Here is a 16,266-nt window from a genome sequence, read left to right on the forward strand (position 1 = left end):
ACCCCCAACGGGGAGGTGCCGGGTCGTAGCGGCGGAGCCGTGTAGGCCCGGTGCCGCTGCCGAACAGCCCCGCGCAGCGGCAACCAGCCCGCCGCTGGGGGTACCTCCCACGCCCATTAGGCAGTGGGGGAGCAACGGCGACGAACCCCTACGGCGGGAAAGCCGACAACGTGGGGCCGAGACAAAGCACCGCATGGGGGTCGGCATCCACCACGCGGCGGAGCAGTTGCAGGAAACCGTCCTGGTGGGTGGCGAGTTCGTGTTCCTCGTAGAGGGCGGGGTTGGCGTCGTGGTCGATCCGCAGTCCGGTGGTGTCGGCGCGGTGGTGGAGGGTGAGGGTCAGATCGTCGACGGCGCCGGCGGCGAGGTGGTGGACCGCGGAGGGCGCTCCGGCGAACGTCGGTGCGTCGTCGCAGAGCATGAGGGCGACCTGGGGGCCGGCCGACGGGCATCCGGCCGGGGGCAGGCCGAGGTCGCGGCGCAGGTCCTCGTGGCGGTAGCGCTGGTGGCGGCGGGCGGCGCGGATGCCCACGACGACCTGGCGGGTGAGTTCGGCGAAGGTCGCCTCCGGGGGCACGGCCAGGCGCAGCGGCAGGACATTGGCCACGGTGCCGGGGACGCGGAGCGCGGCGGCGCCCATCCGGCCCCGCATCGGGAGGCCGAGGACGACCTCGGGGCTGCGGGTGGCGTGTGCGAGATAGCACGCGTGGGTGGCGATGAGGACGTCGGGCCAGGTGGCGCGGACGGCCTCGGCCAGGGCGTCGATCCGTTCGGTGAGGTCGGTGCCGAGCCAGGCGGTGGCGCGCAGCGCGGTGGGTGCGGCGGGGGCGGTGCGCCCGGCGAGGGTGGGGGCCTGGGGGCGGTCGGCGAAGGTGTGCCGCCAGTGGGCGCGGTCGCCCGCGTAGGCCTCGCTCGCCCGGTAGGCCGCCTCCTCGGCCGCCAGGTCGGCGAGCCGTCCGAAGGGGCTGGGCCCGGCCTCCTCCCCCGCCGCGAGGTTCGTGTAGACGTCGGCGACGCGGCGCACGACGAGCGCGAAGCCGTGGCCGTCGAGGGCGATCCGGTGTGCTCGCTGGTACCAGATCCAGCGGCGTTCACCGACCTGGAACAGGGCGTTGCGGAAGAGCGGTCCGGTGGCGAGGTCGAAGGGGCGGGCGAGGTCGTTGCGCATCCAGGCGTGGGCCACCGCGTCCGGGTCGCCCAGGTCCTGCAGGTCCGCGGCGTGCAGCGCGAAGCCGTGTCCCGGCGGCTCGATCTCGAGGGGGAACTGCCGTGGCCCGTCGGGCGTTTCCTCGATACGTACGCGCAGCGCATCGGTTTCGCCGACGGTCCGGTGCAGCGCCTCGGCGAAGAGCACCGGGTCGAGCGGACCGCGGATCTCGATGGCGGCCGCGGTGGTGTGGGCGGGGCTGTCCGGGTCGCGGGCCTGCGCGTGCCAGAGGGCGAGCTGGGCGGCGGTGAGCGGAGCGAGGAGGGGGCGCGCCATGACGGGGCCTTTCGCTGGTGCGGGGAGCGAGGGGGTGCGGGGAGGTCCGCTCAGGCGTACTGCGTCGCGCCGCCGTCGACGTAGAGGTCGTGCATGGTGATGTGGCGGGCGCGGTCCGAGACGAGGAAGGCGACGGCCTCGGCGATGTCGAGGGGTTCGGCGATCCGGCCGAGGGGGGTGTCGCTGTGTGGGGGCTGGAGGTCCCCGTAGGTGCAGCCGGGCGAGACGACGTTGCAGCGCACGCCGCTGCCGGCCAGTTCGAGGCCGAGCGATTTGGTGAAGAGGGTGGCGGCGGCCTTGGACGCGGCATAGGCGGCGAGTCCGGCGCGCGGTACGCCCGCGGCGTGGGAGCCCACGGTGATGATGCTGCCGGCCCGGCGGGCGGTCATGCGCCGGGCCACGGCGCGGGAGAGGCGGAAGACGCCGGTGGTGTTGACGGCGAAGGTGGCGTCCCAGTCCTCGTCGGTGAGGTCGACGACGGACGCGGTCCGCAGCACTCCGGCGACGTTGACGAGGATGTCCAGGGGGCCGATGCTGCGTTCGACCTCGTCCACCAGGGCCTCGACGGCCGTGCGGTCGGTGATGTCCACGGGGCGGGCGATGATCCGCGCCGGCCCGTATGCAGCCTCCAGGGCAGCAATGCCGCGGGTGTCCCGGTCCACGGCGATCACCCGTGCGCCTTCCTCGGCCAGCAGCCGCGCCACGGCCTCGCCGATCCCCCGCCCGCCACCGGTGACCAGCGCCGTCCGCCCGGAAAGCTCCGAATCCCACACGCCGTATCCCCTCGCCCCAGATCAATTTAGGCAAGCCTAACCTAAGAAGGGTTGCCGGTCTCCTCCCCCTGGGCGTTCACCAGCACCTCGCCGGCGTCCGTCCGGTAATAGAGCACGGACCGCCCGGACCGCCGCCGCCCGACCAGGCGGGCATCCAGCAGCACCTTGAGATGGCGGCCCACCGACCCCAGGCCCTGGCCGGTGAGCGCCACCAGCTGCGTGGTGCTCTTCGGGGTGCCGAGCAGGGCCAGGACGACCGCCCGCCCGGGGCCGAGCAGCCTGGCCAGGGCCTCCGGCGCCGATACCCGGCCGCCGCCCGCACCGGCCAGCGCGCCCGCGCACGGGTAGACCACCGCGTAACGCCGCGCGTCCCACGAAACCCAGGTCTGCGACGGCGTCACGGGGACGAACATCAGCCGCGCCCCGGACAGCTCGCGCGGAGGGCAGTCGTCCGTGGTGATCCCCAACCGGCTCTCCCCCATCCACCGCATTCCCGGCCGCATCCCCTCCAGAGCCGCGGCCCAGCCCCGCCGGCTCAACTGCGCCGTCCGCGCCACGACATCGGCCTCGAGGACGTGCCGGCGCCGCGGCCAGTCGGGGAGCACCGCGCGCGTCCAGACCCACTCCAGGAGGTCCGCGGTGCGCTCCGGCAGATCGTCGCGGCGCAGCCGGGCCGGCAGCGGGCCGCGCAGCGATACGGCCAGGTCGGCGCGGGCGGTCTCGGGCGGTGTGGCGCGCATCCGCGCCAGCTCCTCTTCGATGCCGGGGCGTTCGTCGGTCGGCGTGGGGGTCAGGAAGGTCGCGTTCCAGTTGCGGCCCAGCGCGGCGCGGACGAGGAGTGCGGTGACCGGGTCGTCGCCCAGGCGTGCGCGGTAGGCGGGCAGGTGGGCCCGGAGCCAGTCGCGCTCGCCCGGGTGGGCGGCGGTGCCCCGCTCCAGGGTCTTCAGGCTCGCGATGGCCTCGGCCAGCGGGGAGACGAGGAACCGGCTGTCTGCGAGGGTGTCCGCACCCACCTGCCACCAGCCCATCGTTTCGCCTCCCCGCGAAACAGTAACGCCCCGGCCGGGGGCCGCCGAGACTCCCCGCCATGCACACCTACCAACAGCTGTTCCGTACGCCGGAGTTCACGGCGCTGTTCCTGGCATCCGCGGGCCAGGTGGCGGCCCAGACGGTGACCGGCCTGGCGCTCGGCACGCTGGTCTTCTCCTCGACCGGCTCGCCGCTGCTCTCCGCCCTCGCCATGTTCGGCCCCTCGCTCGCCCAGGTGATCGGCGCGGCCACGCTGCTGTCGGCGGCCGACCGGCTGCCGCCGCGCGCCGCGCTGACCGGTCTGTCGCTGCTCTTCGGTCTCGGCACCGCCGTCCAGGCCCTGCCCGGCCTCCCCGTACGGGCCGTGTTCGCCGTCCTCCTCGTGCTCGGGGTCTTCGGCTCGCTGGGCGGCGGGGTGCGCTACGGGCTGCTCAACGAGATCCTGGCCGGGGAGGGCTATCTGCTGGGCCGGTCGGTGCTCAACATGTCCGTCGGCGTGCTGCAGATCGCCGGGTTCGCGGTCGGCGGCGTGCTGGTGGCCGGCTTGTCGCCGCGCGGCACGCTGCTCGTCGGCGCCGGCCTGTACGTCGCCGCCGCGGCCGCCGCCCGCTTCGGCCTGGGGCGCCGGCCGCCGCGCGCCACCGGGCGACCGTCGCTCACCGGCACCTGGCGCACCAACGCCCGGCTGTGGTCCGCGCGGCCCCGCCGCCATGTCCTTCTCGCCCTCTGGGTTCCCAACGGGCTGATCGTCGGCTGCGAGTCCCTCTACGTCCCCTACGCGCCCCGGCACGCGGGACTCCTGTACGCCTGTGGCGCGCTCGGCATGCTGGCCGGGGACACCGCGGTCGGCCGGTTCGTCCCGCCGCGGTGGCGTACGCGGCTCGTGGTCCCGCTGTGTCTGCTGCTCGCCGCGCCCTACCTTCTCTTCGCGCTGCACCCGGCGTTGCCGCTCGCCGCTGCGGCGGTCGTCCTCGCCACCGTCGGCTACGCGTCGGGCCTGCTGCTCCAGGAGCGTCTGATGTCCCTGACGCCACCGGAGTTGAGCGGCCACGCCCTGGGGCTGCACTCCTGCGGCATGCTGACCTGGCAGGGGGTGGGCGCCGCCCTGGCCGGTGCCGTCGCCCAGGCCACCGCGCCCTCGACGGCCATGGCGGTGATGGCTGCGGCGTCGGTCGCGGTCACCGCGGCGCTGGCGCCCGGGCTCCGGCCCGGTCCCGTAGCGGCCGACCCGCCCGCCATCACGGCGTGACGATAGGGAAGTCGGGGTCCGCGTCGTCGAGCAGCCCGAGGAGTTCGCCCAGCGCCCCGGCCTCGCCCTCATGCGTCACCCCGGCCGCGCCCCGGCCCGCGAGGAGGTCCCGCAGCTGGGGCTTGGTGAGGGTCAGGGTCAGGTCCGGGTGGCGCTCCGCGGAAGCGCTCGGGGGGCCGGGCGAACTGAAGTGGGTGAGCGCCCCGTTGGACAGCGTCAGCTGCCAGGTGCGGTCCTCGTCGGCGAGGTACCAGTCGAAGGTGAGGGCGGCCGCCCAGGCCCGGGGGCCGTCGATGCGGATGGCCAGCGAGTCGATGAGCTGGTCGACGGTCAGCGCCCTGGTCATCTCGGGGTTGGCGGAGTCGACCCGTACCGGAGCCTGGATGCCGCGCAGTTCCATGGCGGCGGTCAGATAGAAGTTGCGCCAGGTGCCGTTCTCGCAGCCCTGGCCCAGCCGGTCGTAGACGGCGGCCAGCTCCTGCCGGGCGGCGGTGTGGCCGGGGTCGGCGAAGACGGCGTGGTTGAGGAGGGTGGCCGCGAAGCGGAGGTCGCCGTCGTCCGCGTAGCGCCGGCCGATCCCGACCGTGGCGTCCACGCCGCCCAGGGCGGCGACGTACCGCTTGGCCTGCGCGACCGGGGGGTGTTCCCACAGATGCGCGGGGTTCCCGTCGAACCAGCCCATGTAGCGCTGATAGATCGCCTTGACGTTGTGGCTCAGCGAGCCGTAGTAGCCGTGCCCGGCCCAGGTCCGCTCCAGGCTCGGGGGCAGCCGCAGCGCCTCGGCGATCTCGGTGCCGGTCAGGCCCTGGTTGAGCAGCCGCAGCGTCTGGTCGTGCAGATACGCGTACAGGTCGCGCTGGTTGGCGAGCAGATTGCGGATTCGGTCGTTGCCCCAGGTCGGCCAGTGGTGCGAGGCGAAAGCGATGGCCGCGTCCGCGCCGAAGAGGGCGAGCGCCTCGTTGAGGTAGCGGGCCCAGTTGCGGGCGTCCCGGACGGCCGCGCCGCGCAGGGTCAGGATGTTGTGCATGGTGTGGGTGGCGTTCTCGGCCATGCACAGCGCGAGGTGCGCCGGGAAGTAGAAGTTCATCTCCGCGGGCGCCTCGGTTCCCGGCGTGAGCTGGAAGACGATCCGTACCCCGTCGACGATCTCCTCCTGGCCGGTGCGGGTGATGTCCACGGTGGGCGGGATGAGGGTGAGGGTGCCGGTGGACATGGTGGCGCCGAGGCCGCAGCCGATCTGGCCGGCCGGACCCTTGGCGAGTTCGGAGCCGTACATGTAGACGGCGCGCCGGGCCATCGCCGTGCCCGCGGCGATGTTCTCGCTGACCGCGTGCACCATGAAGCCGGCGGGCGCGAGGACCGGCACGGTGTCCTGGCCGTGCGGGAGCACCCCGCGCCCGCCGCCGAAGTGATCCGCGTGCGAGTGGGTGTAGATCAGCGCGGTGACCGGCCGGTCACCGCGGTGCTTGCGGTACAGCTCGAGCGCGGCGGCGGCGGTCTCGGCGGACATCAGCGGGTCGATGACGAGAACGCCCTGGTCGCCCTCGACCAGCGTCATATTGGACAGGTCCAGACCACGCACCTGATAGATGCCCTCCGTGACCTCGTAGAGGCCCTGCCGGCTCACCAGCCTGCCCTGGCGCCACAGGCTCTCGTGCGCGGTGTCGGGGCAATTTCCGGCCAGGAAGCTGTAGGCCTCGGCGTCCCAGACCACCCGCCCGTCCTTCGTGGTGATCTCGGGCGGGTAGAGGGCGGCGATGAAGCCACGGTCGGCATCGGCGAAGTCTTCGTGGTCTTCGACGGGCTGAACGGTCACCTGGCACTCCCTCTCCGAGCGGGCGGGACGGGCGGCACGGCCGTCCGGCGGGCCAGGACCCACACAATCGATTTAACCCCAATGTAGGGTCATGATGCATATGTGCCCGCGCCGCCCACGGCCCCCGCCCGTCGCCCCGCCCGCCCCGGCCTCACACCGGCTCGGCCTCGATCAGGGAGAAGCGGTTGGGCTTCGCCAGCGGCGTCACGGACCGCAGAGCGAAGCCCGCGCCGCGGCACAGCCGCTCGAAGTCGTCCCGGGTGCGCTCCCGGCCCCCGACGTTGACCAGCATGTTGAGGTCGCTGATGTAGGCGACGCCGGCCGCCGAGGGGTCCACGACGGGCGGCAGCACCGGCTCGATGATCAGCAGCCGGCCGTTGTCCGGGACGACCCGGCGGCAGTGGCGGAGGATGTCCGTGCACTGCGTGTCGTTCCAGTCGTGGATCACGCTCTTGAGGAGATACAGGTCGGCACCTTCGGGGGCGGTGGCGAAGAAGTCCCCGGTGACCAGGGAACAGCGGCCGTCCAGCCCGTCCCGCGCCAGCGTGCCGGAGGCCTGGGCGAGGCCTTCCGCCCGGTCGAAGACGATCCCGTGCAGCGACGGATGGGCCTTGAGGATCGCGGCGAGGAGCGTGCCGTCGCCGCCGCCGATGTCGGCCACCGTCGAGAAGCGACCGAAGTCGAAGGCCGTCGGCACCAACGCCGCCGTATCGCGGGTGGCCTGCCCCATCGCGGCATTGAACACGGCGGAGAGTTCCGGCCGTTCGGCGAGATGGCCGAAGAAGTCCTTGCCGAAGACCGCATCGAAGGCCGGCTCGCCGGTCCGTACGCTGTCGTCCAGATGCTCCCAGGCCCTGAGGAGGGTGGGGTCGGTGAACATCCGGACGAAGGAGTACAGCGACTGCGGCCCGTCGGCGCGCAGCAGGGCGCCGGCCGGGGTGACGGTGAATCGCCCCGGGGTGATCTCGCCGAGCAGCCCCAGCCCGGCCAGCGCCCTCAGTAACCGGGCCATGGCCTCGGGTTGGGCCGCGCACTCCGCCGCCAGCTCGTCCGCCGTGCGCTCGCCGTCGCCGATCAGCTCGGCGATCCCGAGGCGGGCGGCGGCGCCCACGACATGCGATGCCATGGCGCCGTATGCGATCCGGGTCAGCACCTCACGGCCCTCGTCCACTGACTGATTCTCGCTGGACATACGGGAACACCTCTCTGTTCAACGGCGTTACGGGCAGGGCTTCCCACGTCACGGGAAGGGCTCCTGCGTTACGGGCGGGGCCGGGCAGGGCACAACAACGCCTGTGGCGTGGCGGCCGCCGGCTCACCACACCCACCCTTGTTAGGGAACCCTAAGTTCTCTGGATCACCGGGGCAATGCCCCCGCGATCCGGCCCGTGCAACGCGACCGCCGACCCGCTCCGGGAGGGGAGGGACGCCCCGTGTCCCCCGACGACGACCGCCAACTCTCCTCGCCCACCCGGCAGTTCCGGCGCGCCGCCGCCTGGCTGCTGTTGGCCGTCGCGCTCGGCGGCCTGGGCGCCGGCATCGCGCTCGGACACGGCCTGCTGGTGGCGGGCGGGCTGGTGCTGGCCGGGATCTTCGGGCATCTGCTGCCCCCGGACACCGGCCGGCCCGCCCGCCCTCGGCGAGGGTGAGCGGGCCGGCGGCCCTCACATGCCCCGCTCCGGGGCATGCCTCATGTCGTGCGGCGGCTCTTTGCTGCCACCCCGATGCACATCGCCCCCAGCAGGAACGTGAGGGCTCCGATGATGAGGTTGTTCCAGATCACGCCGGCGTCCGGGCTGCTACCGACGATCCATGGCGCCACGATCATCCACACGCCCATGGCGCACATGGCGCCGCTCAGGCCGTACATGCGGTCCGGTGCGACGGTGAACCCGATCGCCAGCAGGGCTATGGCGACGCCGAGGATCAGGTTGTGGGTCAACAGAGCGGGCTGCGAGGCCGCGTAGTGGACGATCCACGGCGACGCGGCGCAGTACAGGCCGACCAGGAACACCGGCCCGTCCACGAGGATGACGTCACGTCCGCCGAGCACGCGCTCGTAACGCTCCTGCATTTCGGATACGTCGGGGTGACCTGCGAGATCTCCCCTGTGGTGTGAGACGTCGGCCATGCGACTCGCCTCCTTCGCTCCGCAAGCCTGGCCGTCTCGCGGCATAGGAACCGCGCACTCTTTATTCTGCGCTTATGTCGCCTTTATGTGTAGATGACGGACGGATCAACTTTGCGGGCCCGCCGGGCACCCCTCCCCCAGCGGCCGACCCAGCCCCAGGTTCCAGCGCCCGCTCCGCCCGCTGAGCTCGGTCGCGGTGAGCGGCGGCACGTCCAGCCTCCAGAAGGCCTCCACCGGGACCCCCAGGGCGCACACCGCGGCGGCGCGCACCACGTCCACCTCCACGACGGCCAGGACGCGCCCGGGGGTGGCGGCCAGCCGCGTGAGCCAGTCCCCGGTGCGTACGCAGAGCGCGCGCAGCGATTCCCCGCCGTGCCCCGCGAACCCGGGGTCCGACAGCCAGGCGGACACCGCCTCCGCTTCGGCCCCGGCCACCTCGGCCAGGGTCCGCCCCCGCCAGCGGCCCATCGCGCAGCCGGGCGGTCCCGGCTCGGACGTGGAATCCACCGGCAGCCCGAGCTCCTGGGCCGTACGACGACACCGGGCGGAGGGCGATACCACGATCCGCTCCACGGAGGGCAAGCTTCCGGCCACCGCGCGGGCCCGCCGCAGACCGGCCCGACTCAGCGGCCCGTCGTCGTCGAAGCGCACCTCGCGCTGCGCATCGCCCGCGGCCGGTGAGACCAACATCACCCGAGTTGTCATGACCTCTTCCCTCGCTGTACATCGACGACGGCAACAACGTCCCTGTTCAAGGGAGTTGTCCGCGCGGCGCGCCCCTCCCTGCGCCCCTCCGCCCCCTCCGTGGTCTTGGCCCGCCGGTCGGTTCGCGGTACCTTCCCGATGATATTGACGACGACATGACGGAAGCCGGTGGGATCCCGGCGCGGTCGCGCCACTGTATGTCCGGTTTTGACGCAGCCCCAGGGGGCCGGGACCGGGCGAGCCAGACCCGGCATGTTGTTAGCACTCCCGCAACTAGGGACGCGAGTTCCCCCTAACAGGAGGTCCCCCGCCATGGCTCAGACCATCGCACCCCCGGCCACCGGCACCATCACCCCGGCCCCGCTCCCCCTCAAGGCGATTGCCCCCTGGGCGCTGTTCGTCGGCGTCCTGATGCTGGTTCTGCTGTACTTCGTCGGCGCCGAGCAGGGCGCCACCTCGCTGCTGTCCGGTACGGACGTCCACGAGTGGGTCCACGACGGACGCCACCTTCTCGGCTTCCCCTGCCACTGATCGGAAGCCGTTCCATGAACTCCGTCACCATCAGAAATCTCCTGATGCGCGGCATGCTCGCCGGTCTCGGCGCCGGCATCCTCGCGCTCGTCGTCGCCTACCTGCTGGGCGAGCCGAGGGTGGATGCCGCGATCGCCTTCGAGGAAGCGCACAGCCACGAGCACGAGATGGAGGTCGTCAGCCGCGGCGTGCAGTCCACGTTCGGGCTGGCGACCGGCGTGCTGATCTACGGCGTGGCGCTGGGCGGCATCGCCGCGCTGGCCTTCTGCTGCGCGCTGGGCCGGATCGGCCGCTTCGGCCCCCGGGCCACCGCCGCGCTGCTCTCCGGCGGGGCGCTGCTCGCCGTCTACCTCGTACCGTTCCTCAAGTACCCGGCCAACCCGCCGTCCGTCGGTGACCCCGACACCATCGGCAAGCGCACGGCCCTGTACTTCCTGATGATGCTGCTCGGCATCCTGCTGGCGGTCGGCGCCACGCTCTTCGGCCGGCGGCTGGCTCCCAAGCTGGGCAACTGGTACGCCACGGTGGCGGCCGGCGCGGCGTTCGTCGTCGCCATCGGGATCGCGTACGCCTTCCTGCCGGCCATCAACGAGGTGCCGCACGACTTCTCGGCCACTCTGCTCTGGCAGTTCCGGCTGTCGGCGATCGCCATCCAGCTGGTGCTGTGGACCGCCTTCGGGCTGCTCTTCGGTCACCTCGCGGAACGCGTCGTCGCCCCGGCCCGGGAAGCCGCGGCCGCGGAGGCGGCCACGGAGGAGGCGGCACCCGCCGCGTCCTGACGATCACCTCACCGGCAAGGGCCCGCAACGTACCTGCGTCGCGGGCCCTTCCGTAGGCGTCAGGGCAGGCCGGGAATGCCGTCCAAGTGCGGCAGGTCATGGTCGAGCCGTTCCCGTTTGGTCCGCAGATAGCGGATGTTCTCCACGCCGGGCGGCATCAGCAGCGGGACCTGTTCGGCGACCGCGATACCGTGCCGCAGCAGCGCCGCCCGCTTGTGCGGATTGTTCGAGAGCAGCCTTATCGACCGGACTCCGAGGTCCCGCAGAATGCCGGCCGCGACGCCGTATTCGCGGGCGTCGACCGGCAGTCCGAGCGCGATATTCGCGTCCACCGTGTCCAGGCCGCCCTCCTGCAGTTTCATCGCTCGGAGCTTGGCCAGCAGCCCTATCCCCCGGCCCTCATGGCCCTGCAGATAGACGAGAATTCCGCTTCCGGCCGCCACGATCTCCGCCAGCGCCGCGGACAATTGATCGCCGCATTCGCAGTGCGTGGAGGCGAAGACATCTCCGGTCAGACACTCCGAATGCACCCGGGTCAGTACGGACTCCCCCGCGACATCGCCGTGCACCAGGGCCACTTGCTCGGTCCCGCTACGGAGGTCGAGATAGCCCACGGCGAGGAATTCGCCGTGTGTGGTGGGGAGTCGGACCGCCACCACCCGTTCCACCTGGGTGTCGTCATCGGCAGCGATTTCACCATCGGGGTCCGTCATGGCGCGATCTTACCGGCGGGGGCGGCCGGTTGGCATGGTGTCTGGTCATGCCTATGCTGCGACGGCCCGGCGATTGAGCACGACGAAAGGCCGCATCCGTCATGACCGCTTCGGCACACCGGATATCCCCCCGCGGGCTTCTGCCGGCGGACACCACCGGGGAGGTCGGGGACCGGCAGCCGCACTGCGCCCTGCTTCCCGTCGGCAGCTTCGAACAGCACGGCCCCTTCCTGCCGTTGACCACCGATACGGTCATCGCCTGCACCATCGCCGAGCGGATCGCCGCCGACCGTTCCGTCCTGCTACTGCCGCCGCTGACCGTCTCCTGTTCCCACGAACACGCCGCCTGGCCGGGCACGGTCAGCATTTCTGCGCGGACGCTGGGCGCCGTCGTGACGGACATCGCCGATTCGCTGCGGCGGTCGGGCATCCACACCCTGATTCTCGTCAACGGTCACGGCGGAAATTACGTACTGCGCAACGTGGTCCAGGAATCCGCCGGGACGGGGACGCGGATGGCGCTCTTCCCCGGCTCGGCCGACTGGGACGCGGCGCGTACGCGGGCCGGGGCGGAAACTTCGGCGCACAGCGATATGCACGCGGGAGAGGTGGAAACCTCCATTCTTCTGCACGCCCATCCCGAAGTGGTACGGCCCGGTTATGCATCGGCGGATTGCGTCGCCGATGAGCGGAGACACCTGCTGACGCTCGGTATGTCGGCCTATACGGACTCCGGAGTCATCGGACGCCCCTCCCTCGCCTCCGCCCGGAAAGGCGAGGAACTGCTGGCCGGGCTCACCGAGGCATTCGAAGCATATGCGGAACTGTTCGGCATACCGGCGGAATCCGATGACTGAGCGGCTCGACGCGGCGACGGCCTGGGACCGGCTGCGGCGCGTCCGCACGGCGGCGGACGCCGGGGCCGCCGGGCTGGTACCGGACGGGCACGGCGGACTCCGGTGGCGGGCGGACGCCTCGCCCGAGGCGGCGCTGCTGGCCGAGCGCTATCTGCCGCTGTGCCTGGCCGGCCCCCGGACCGCGGTGGCGCAGCTCGGCCAGAGCCTGGACGGCTTCATCGCGACCCGCACCGGCGACGCGGACTACGTCACCGGGGAGGAGGACCGCCGCCATCTGCACCGGCTGCGCGCGCTGGCCGACGCGGTGATCGTCGGGGCCGGCACCGCCGTGGCGGACGATCCCCAACTGACGGTGCGCGCCTGCACGGGCGACAACCCGGTGCGCGTGGTGCTCGATCCGCGCGGCCGGGTGCCGTGGCAGCGCGGGGTGTTCAGGGACGGGGCCGCGCCGACGGTGTGGGTGGTGGGGCCGGAGGGGGCGGCACGCGCATCCGGAGCCGGCGGATCGGGCTGCGGAACCGACGTCGACGTACTGGTGCTGCCCGACGCCGATGCCTTCGCCCCGCAGCGCCTCCTGGCGACCCTGGCACGGCGCGGCCTCGGCCGGGTGCTGGTCGAGGGCGGCGGCATCACCGTCTCGAGGTTCCTGCGGGCGGGGGCGCTGCACCGGCTGTATGTGACCGTCGCGCCGGTACTGCTCGGCGACGGCGTGCCCGGCCTGCGGTTTCCCGGTACGCCGGTGATGCGCGACGCGCTACGTCCGCCGCTGCGGCGCAGCCTGCTCGGCGAGGACACGCTCTTCGAGCTCGATCTGCGGGCGCCCGGCACGCAGTCCGGCGACCCCGCGTACGACCAGGACCCCGGCGCCCGGCAGGCTCGCGGCGAAGGCGAGGACCCCGTAGACGACGGCGGTGGTGAGGCCTTGCGCCGCGCCTAGTCCGGCCGCGCCGAACGCCCACGCCGCGACGCCCTCCCGCGGACCCCAGCCGCCGACGTTCAGCGGCAGCGCCATCGCCAGCAGGGCCAGCACCGCCAGCGGCACCAGCTCGGCCGAGGGCGCGCCGACTCCCGCCACGCGGGCGGCGAGCAGGAACATCCCGAGGTATCCCGCCAGGACCACCGCGGACGAGAGCGCCACGCCCGTCCGGCTGCCGCGGGCGAACAGGGCCCGGCGAGCCTCGGCCAGCGTGGCGCTAACGGCCCGCGCGCCGCGCGAGGCGCCCCGGCGGCTCCAGCAGGCGACACCGAGCGCCAGGGCGCCCGCCGCGGCGGCCGCGAGCACCGCGCCGGGCGCGCCGAGGGAGCGGCCCGCCTGCGCGAGGACCGGGGACGGCCGCACGAGGAGCACCACCGCGCCGGCCACGAACAGGACGAGCTGGCCCGCGGTCCGTTCCAGAACGACGGCGCGGACGCCCCGCCCCAGGTCGCGGGCGCTTTGGCCGTGCCGTACCGCGCGGTGTACGTCGCCGAGCACGCCGCCGGGCAGCGCGGCGTTGAGGAACAGCGCGCGGTAGTAGTCCGCGACGGCCCGGCCGAGCGGCAGCCGCAGTCCGAGGGCGCGGGCCACCAGGCACCAGCGCCAGGCGCTGAACACCGTGGTGAGCAGGCCGATGCCGAGGGCGGCCAGCAGCGCTCCGGCGTCGATCCGACGCAGGCCGTCCAGGAAGGCCCGGGACCCTAGGTGCCACACCAGCACCGCGAGAATGGCCAGCCCCCCGAGCGTCCTCAGCCACACCCAGACGGACCGTTTCATCGTGCGGCACCGGCATCCGAGGGATCGGCCCCCGGGCGTGGCCCGGGCAGTGCCAGCAGATCCGTGTGGTGCACGGTGACGGTCAACTCCCCGGCGGCGCAGGCCGCCAGCCGCCGTCCCAGATAGGCGTCCGCGCGGGCCCCCAGCTCCGGGCGCTGCTCGCGCGCGGCGGCCACCCAGCCGCGCAGCCATGCGGCGGTGAGCTCGGCCTCCGGGGCGGCCAGCCGCCAGGGGCTGGACCGCGTCAGGACCGTCGCGCCCCGCCGCTCGAACGCCTCCGTCGCCGCCACCACCGCATCCGGCCCGAGCAGTTGCCGGCCGTCGGCCCTGCGGCGCTGGTGGCCGTTGAAGGCGGCGCCGATCTCGTCGTCGAGCGGCTCGTACGGGGTGAGCTCGACGCGCCCGGCGACGGAGAGCGCCAGCAGGGCGGGGCAGCCGGCGCCGACGCAGGCCTCGGCGAGCCCCGCCACCTCGTCGCGGGTGAGCAGATCCAGCAGCGCGGAGGCGGTGACCAGGGAGGTCCCGGCGAGCGCCGCGGCGGTCAGCCGGGCGAGGTCGCCGCGCTCCGTGGTGGCACTGACGGCGGCACCGTCGGCGGCCGCCGCGGGCATCGCCTCCGCCGCGCGGGCGAGCAACGCGGGGTCGTGGTCGTACAGGATCCAGTGCTGCGGGCCGGGCAGCCGGACCGCGAGCCAGCGCGCCATGGAGCCCGTGCCACAGCCCAGATCGCGGATCACCGTCCCCCGCGGGGCCCCGGACCCGGCGGACAGCGCGGCCCGCAGCGGGGACAGCAGTCCCGGCGCGCGGGCGGCGGCATCGGCGGGCTCCCGCAACTCCAGCCATTCCGGGGCGAACCGGGGCCGTCCGGCCGTACTCACCCCGTCGTCCGGGGCTCGCACCGAAGCCGTTCCAGCACTCTCGCCAGCCTGTGCGACGTCGTCTCCCACCCCTCCAGCATGGCACGCCGACCGCGCGCCGAGATCTTCAGCCGCCGCCGCGCCGCCGGATCCCCGAGCCACTCGCGCAGCGCCCCGGCGAGCGCCGCGGGGTCGTCGGACGGTACGAGGAGCCCCGGCACGCTGCCGTCCGGGGCCCGCCCGACGGCCTCCGGGACGCCGTCCACCGCCGTCGCCAGTACCGGAATCCCCCGCGCCAGGGCCTCGGTGACGACCATTCCGTAGGTCTCGGCGTGCGACGCGAGCACCAGGAGATCGGCGGCCGCGTAACGCGCCGCCAGCTCCGCACCGGCCCGCGGCCCGACGAAGCGCATCCGGTCGCCGAGCCCCAACTCGGATGCCTTTGACCGCAGTTGCCCGACAAGGTCGGGATCCGCCCGCACCCCGCCCACGCAGTCGCAGCTCCAGGGCAGGTCGGCGACGGCGGCGAGGGCGTCCATCAGACGGCCGTGGCCCTTGCGCGGGACGACCGAGGCGACGCACAGCAGCCTGGTCGCGCCGTCCGTTCCGGGCGCGAGGGGCGCGGGGTCGGCGCCGGGCGTGGCGACATGGACCCGGTCGGCCGCGAGCCCGTGCCGCGCCACCAGCCGCCGGGCGGCCCAACGGCTCGTGGCAACCACGGCCCGTGCGGCATGCAGGGTGCGGCGCTCCCGGGCGTCCAGGTCCCCGGCCACGCCGGGGTCGAGCCCGGTCTCGTCGGCCAGCGGCAGATGCACCAGCACCGCGATCCGCAGCCGCTCGGCCTCCGGAGCGATGACCTCCGGGACGCCGCAGGCAACGAGACCGTCCAGGAGGACGGGCGCGCCGTCCGGCAACGCGGCCAGGCAGCGCGCCAGTCCGCCACGGGCCGCCGGGTCCGGCCGCGGCCACCTCCCGTGCACGGCATGCGAACGCACCCGCCATCCGGCCGCCGGGAGGCCCCGGCACACCCGGCGGTCGTAGGTGTTCCCGCCGCTGGGGGCGGCCGGGTCGTCCACCTCACCGGGCAGGACGAAGTGCACCACGCGCTGCGGTCCCGGCCCGGTGTCGGTCACAGAGCGCGCTCGTACGTCGCCCAGGCGATGTGCGACTCGTGCAACGTGACCGATATCCCGGCCAGCTCGCGGGCGCTCTCGCCGAGGTTGCCGGCCTGCACGCGGTCGGCGAGCCGGTCGGCAATGACCTTGGCCAGGGCCTCCGTCGAGGTGTTGATGCCGGCGAAGGCGGCCTCGTCGTCGAGGTTGCGGTAGTTCAACTCGCCGATCACTCCGCCGAGTTCCTGGGTGGCCAGGCCGATGTCGACGACGATGTTGTCCGAGTCGAGGTCGGCGCGCCGGAAGGTGGCGTCCACGACGTAGGTCGCACCGTGCAGGCGCTGCGCGGGCCCGAAGACCGCGCCGCGGAAGCTGTGGGCGACCATCAGGTGATCGCGGACGGTGATGCTGAACAAAATGGTCCTCCGGTGGTGTCGGACGGGGAGATGGGGGGGTGGCAGAGGGGGAGGGTGACGCA

At 73.4% G+C, this 16,266-nt stretch carries 17 protein-coding genes, 1 pseudogene and 1 riboswitch; of the genes and pseudogenes, 6 read left to right on the forward strand and 12 right to left on the reverse strand.

What is annotated here, in order from left to right; all coding sequences use genetic code 11:
* Positions 1–148: 148 nt before the first annotated feature.
* From ACIGWZ_RS34075 to ACIGWZ_RS34085, 3 genes are read right to left on the reverse strand one after another with little or no spacing between them, the layout of a single operon-like run.
* Entirely contained in the window at positions 149–1,483 is a 1,335-nt protein-coding gene (locus ACIGWZ_RS34075) for a condensation domain-containing protein (RefSeq protein ID WP_400070930.1), read from the reverse strand.
* A 50-nt stretch (positions 1,484–1,533) separates the two neighbouring features.
* Positions 1,534–2,256 carry an SDR family oxidoreductase gene (locus ACIGWZ_RS34080; RefSeq protein ID WP_400070932.1) on the reverse strand — a complete coding sequence of 241 codons (723 nt, stop codon included), beginning with the start codon at positions 2,254–2,256 and terminating at the stop codon, positions 1,534–1,536.
* Between the two features lie 41 nt (positions 2,257–2,297).
* Positions 2,298–3,284: an ArsR/SmtB family transcription factor gene (locus tag ACIGWZ_RS34085; RefSeq protein ID WP_400070935.1), complete on the reverse strand. Its 987-nt coding sequence runs from the start codon at positions 3,282–3,284 to the stop codon at positions 2,298–2,300.
* 59 nt (positions 3,285–3,343) lie between these two features.
* Between ACIGWZ_RS34085 and ACIGWZ_RS34090 the strand changes: the two genes are divergently transcribed.
* Entirely contained in the window at positions 3,344–4,534 is a 1,191-nt protein-coding gene (locus tag ACIGWZ_RS34090) for an MFS transporter (protein WP_400070937.1), read from the forward strand.
* On the opposite strand, the gene ACIGWZ_RS34095 is transcribed toward ACIGWZ_RS34090, so the two are convergent.
* Both ACIGWZ_RS34095 and ACIGWZ_RS34100 read right to left on the reverse strand, forming a co-directional pair.
* Complete coding sequence (locus ACIGWZ_RS34095; RefSeq protein ID WP_400070938.1) at positions 4,524–6,350, reverse strand: alkyl/aryl-sulfatase; 1,827 nt, start codon at positions 6,348–6,350, stop codon at positions 4,524–4,526. The two genes, ACIGWZ_RS34090 and ACIGWZ_RS34095, sit on opposite strands and share 11 nt — an antisense overlap.
* A 151-nt stretch (positions 6,351–6,501) precedes the next feature.
* A complete protein-coding gene (locus ACIGWZ_RS34100) occupies positions 6,502–7,542 on the reverse strand; it encodes a methyltransferase (RefSeq protein WP_400070940.1) in 1,041 nt (346 codons plus the stop codon).
* 241 nt (positions 7,543–7,783) lie between these two features.
* Between ACIGWZ_RS34100 and ACIGWZ_RS34105 the strand changes: the two genes are divergently transcribed.
* Positions 7,784–7,999, forward strand: a complete 216-nt coding sequence (locus ACIGWZ_RS34105) for a hypothetical protein (protein ID WP_400070942.1) — start codon at positions 7,784–7,786, stop codon at positions 7,997–7,999.
* Positions 8,000–8,040: 41 nt separating this feature from the next.
* Here ACIGWZ_RS34105 and ACIGWZ_RS34110 read toward each other — a convergent pair whose 3' ends face one another.
* Both ACIGWZ_RS34110 and ACIGWZ_RS34115 read right to left on the reverse strand, forming a co-directional pair.
* Positions 8,041–8,481: an SPW repeat protein gene (locus tag ACIGWZ_RS34110; RefSeq protein WP_400070944.1), complete on the reverse strand. Its 441-nt coding sequence runs from the start codon at positions 8,479–8,481 to the stop codon at positions 8,041–8,043.
* Positions 8,482–8,586: 105 nt separating this feature from the next.
* Positions 8,587–9,186, reverse strand: coding sequence for a histidine phosphatase family protein (locus tag ACIGWZ_RS34115; protein WP_400070946.1), 600 nt, complete (start codon positions 9,184–9,186; stop codon positions 8,587–8,589).
* Positions 9,187–9,286: 100 nt separating this feature from the next.
* Positions 9,287–9,454: riboswitch (cobalamin riboswitch) on the forward strand.
* Between the two features lie 44 nt (positions 9,455–9,498).
* On the opposite strand from ACIGWZ_RS34115, the gene ACIGWZ_RS34120 reads away from it, so the two are divergent.
* Both ACIGWZ_RS34120 and ACIGWZ_RS34125 read left to right on the forward strand, forming a co-directional pair.
* The gene (locus ACIGWZ_RS34120; RefSeq protein WP_362703214.1) at positions 9,499–9,717 is read left to right on the forward strand and encodes a CbtB-domain containing protein; all 219 of its coding nucleotides are present in this window, start codon (positions 9,499–9,501) and stop codon (positions 9,715–9,717) included.
* A gap of 14 nt (positions 9,718–9,731) precedes the next feature.
* On the forward strand, positions 9,732–10,496 hold the full coding sequence (locus tag ACIGWZ_RS34125; protein WP_400070949.1) for a CbtA family protein: 765 nt from the start codon (positions 9,732–9,734) through the stop codon (positions 10,494–10,496).
* Positions 10,497–10,555: 59 nt separating this feature from the next.
* Here ACIGWZ_RS34125 and ribA read toward each other — a convergent pair whose 3' ends face one another.
* Positions 10,556–11,209, reverse strand: a complete 654-nt coding sequence (gene ribA / locus ACIGWZ_RS34130; RefSeq protein WP_400070951.1) for a GTP cyclohydrolase II RibA — start codon at positions 11,207–11,209, stop codon at positions 10,556–10,558.
* Between the two features lie 101 nt (positions 11,210–11,310).
* Here ribA and ACIGWZ_RS34135 point away from each other — a divergent pair, with 101 nt between their 5' ends.
* Positions 11,311–12,066, forward strand: a complete 756-nt coding sequence (locus ACIGWZ_RS34135; protein WP_400070953.1) for a creatininase family protein — start codon at positions 11,311–11,313, stop codon at positions 12,064–12,066.
* A pseudogene (locus ACIGWZ_RS34140) lies at positions 12,059–12,718 on the forward strand (RibD family protein); the annotation flags it as partial. The gene ACIGWZ_RS34135 and the pseudogene ACIGWZ_RS34140, both read left to right, overlap by 8 nt.
* Before the next feature lie 102 nt (positions 12,719–12,820).
* Here ACIGWZ_RS34140 and ACIGWZ_RS34145 read toward each other — a convergent pair.
* Genes ACIGWZ_RS34145 through ACIGWZ_RS34160 form a run of 4 tightly spaced genes read right to left on the reverse strand, consistent with a single transcriptional unit; the run spans position 12,821 to position 16,204 of the window.
* Positions 12,821–13,819 (reverse strand): lysylphosphatidylglycerol synthase transmembrane domain-containing protein, encoded by a 999-nt coding sequence (locus ACIGWZ_RS34145; protein WP_400070955.1) that lies wholly within the window; start codon positions 13,817–13,819, stop codon positions 12,821–12,823.
* Positions 13,816–14,718, reverse strand: coding sequence for a methyltransferase domain-containing protein (locus tag ACIGWZ_RS34150; RefSeq protein ID WP_400070957.1), 903 nt, complete (start codon positions 14,716–14,718; stop codon positions 13,816–13,818). Before ACIGWZ_RS34150 ends, ACIGWZ_RS34145 begins: the two co-directional genes overlap by 4 nt.
* Positions 14,694–15,809 carry a glycosyltransferase family 4 protein gene (locus ACIGWZ_RS34155; RefSeq protein WP_400070958.1) on the reverse strand — a complete coding sequence of 372 codons (1,116 nt, stop codon included), beginning with the start codon at positions 15,807–15,809 and terminating at the stop codon, positions 14,694–14,696. The genes ACIGWZ_RS34150 and ACIGWZ_RS34155 overlap by 25 nt, the downstream gene beginning before the upstream one ends.
* Positions 15,806–16,204, reverse strand: a complete 399-nt coding sequence (locus tag ACIGWZ_RS34160) for a 6-pyruvoyl trahydropterin synthase family protein (protein WP_400070960.1) — start codon at positions 16,202–16,204, stop codon at positions 15,806–15,808. The genes ACIGWZ_RS34155 and ACIGWZ_RS34160 overlap by 4 nt, the downstream gene beginning before the upstream one ends.
* Positions 16,205–16,266 lie beyond the last annotated feature (62 nt).

Origin of the sequence: Streptomyces sp. NPDC053427, from assembly GCF_044544985.1 — a bacterium.
Lineage (GTDB): Bacteria > Actinomycetota > Actinomycetes > Streptomycetales > Streptomycetaceae > Streptomyces.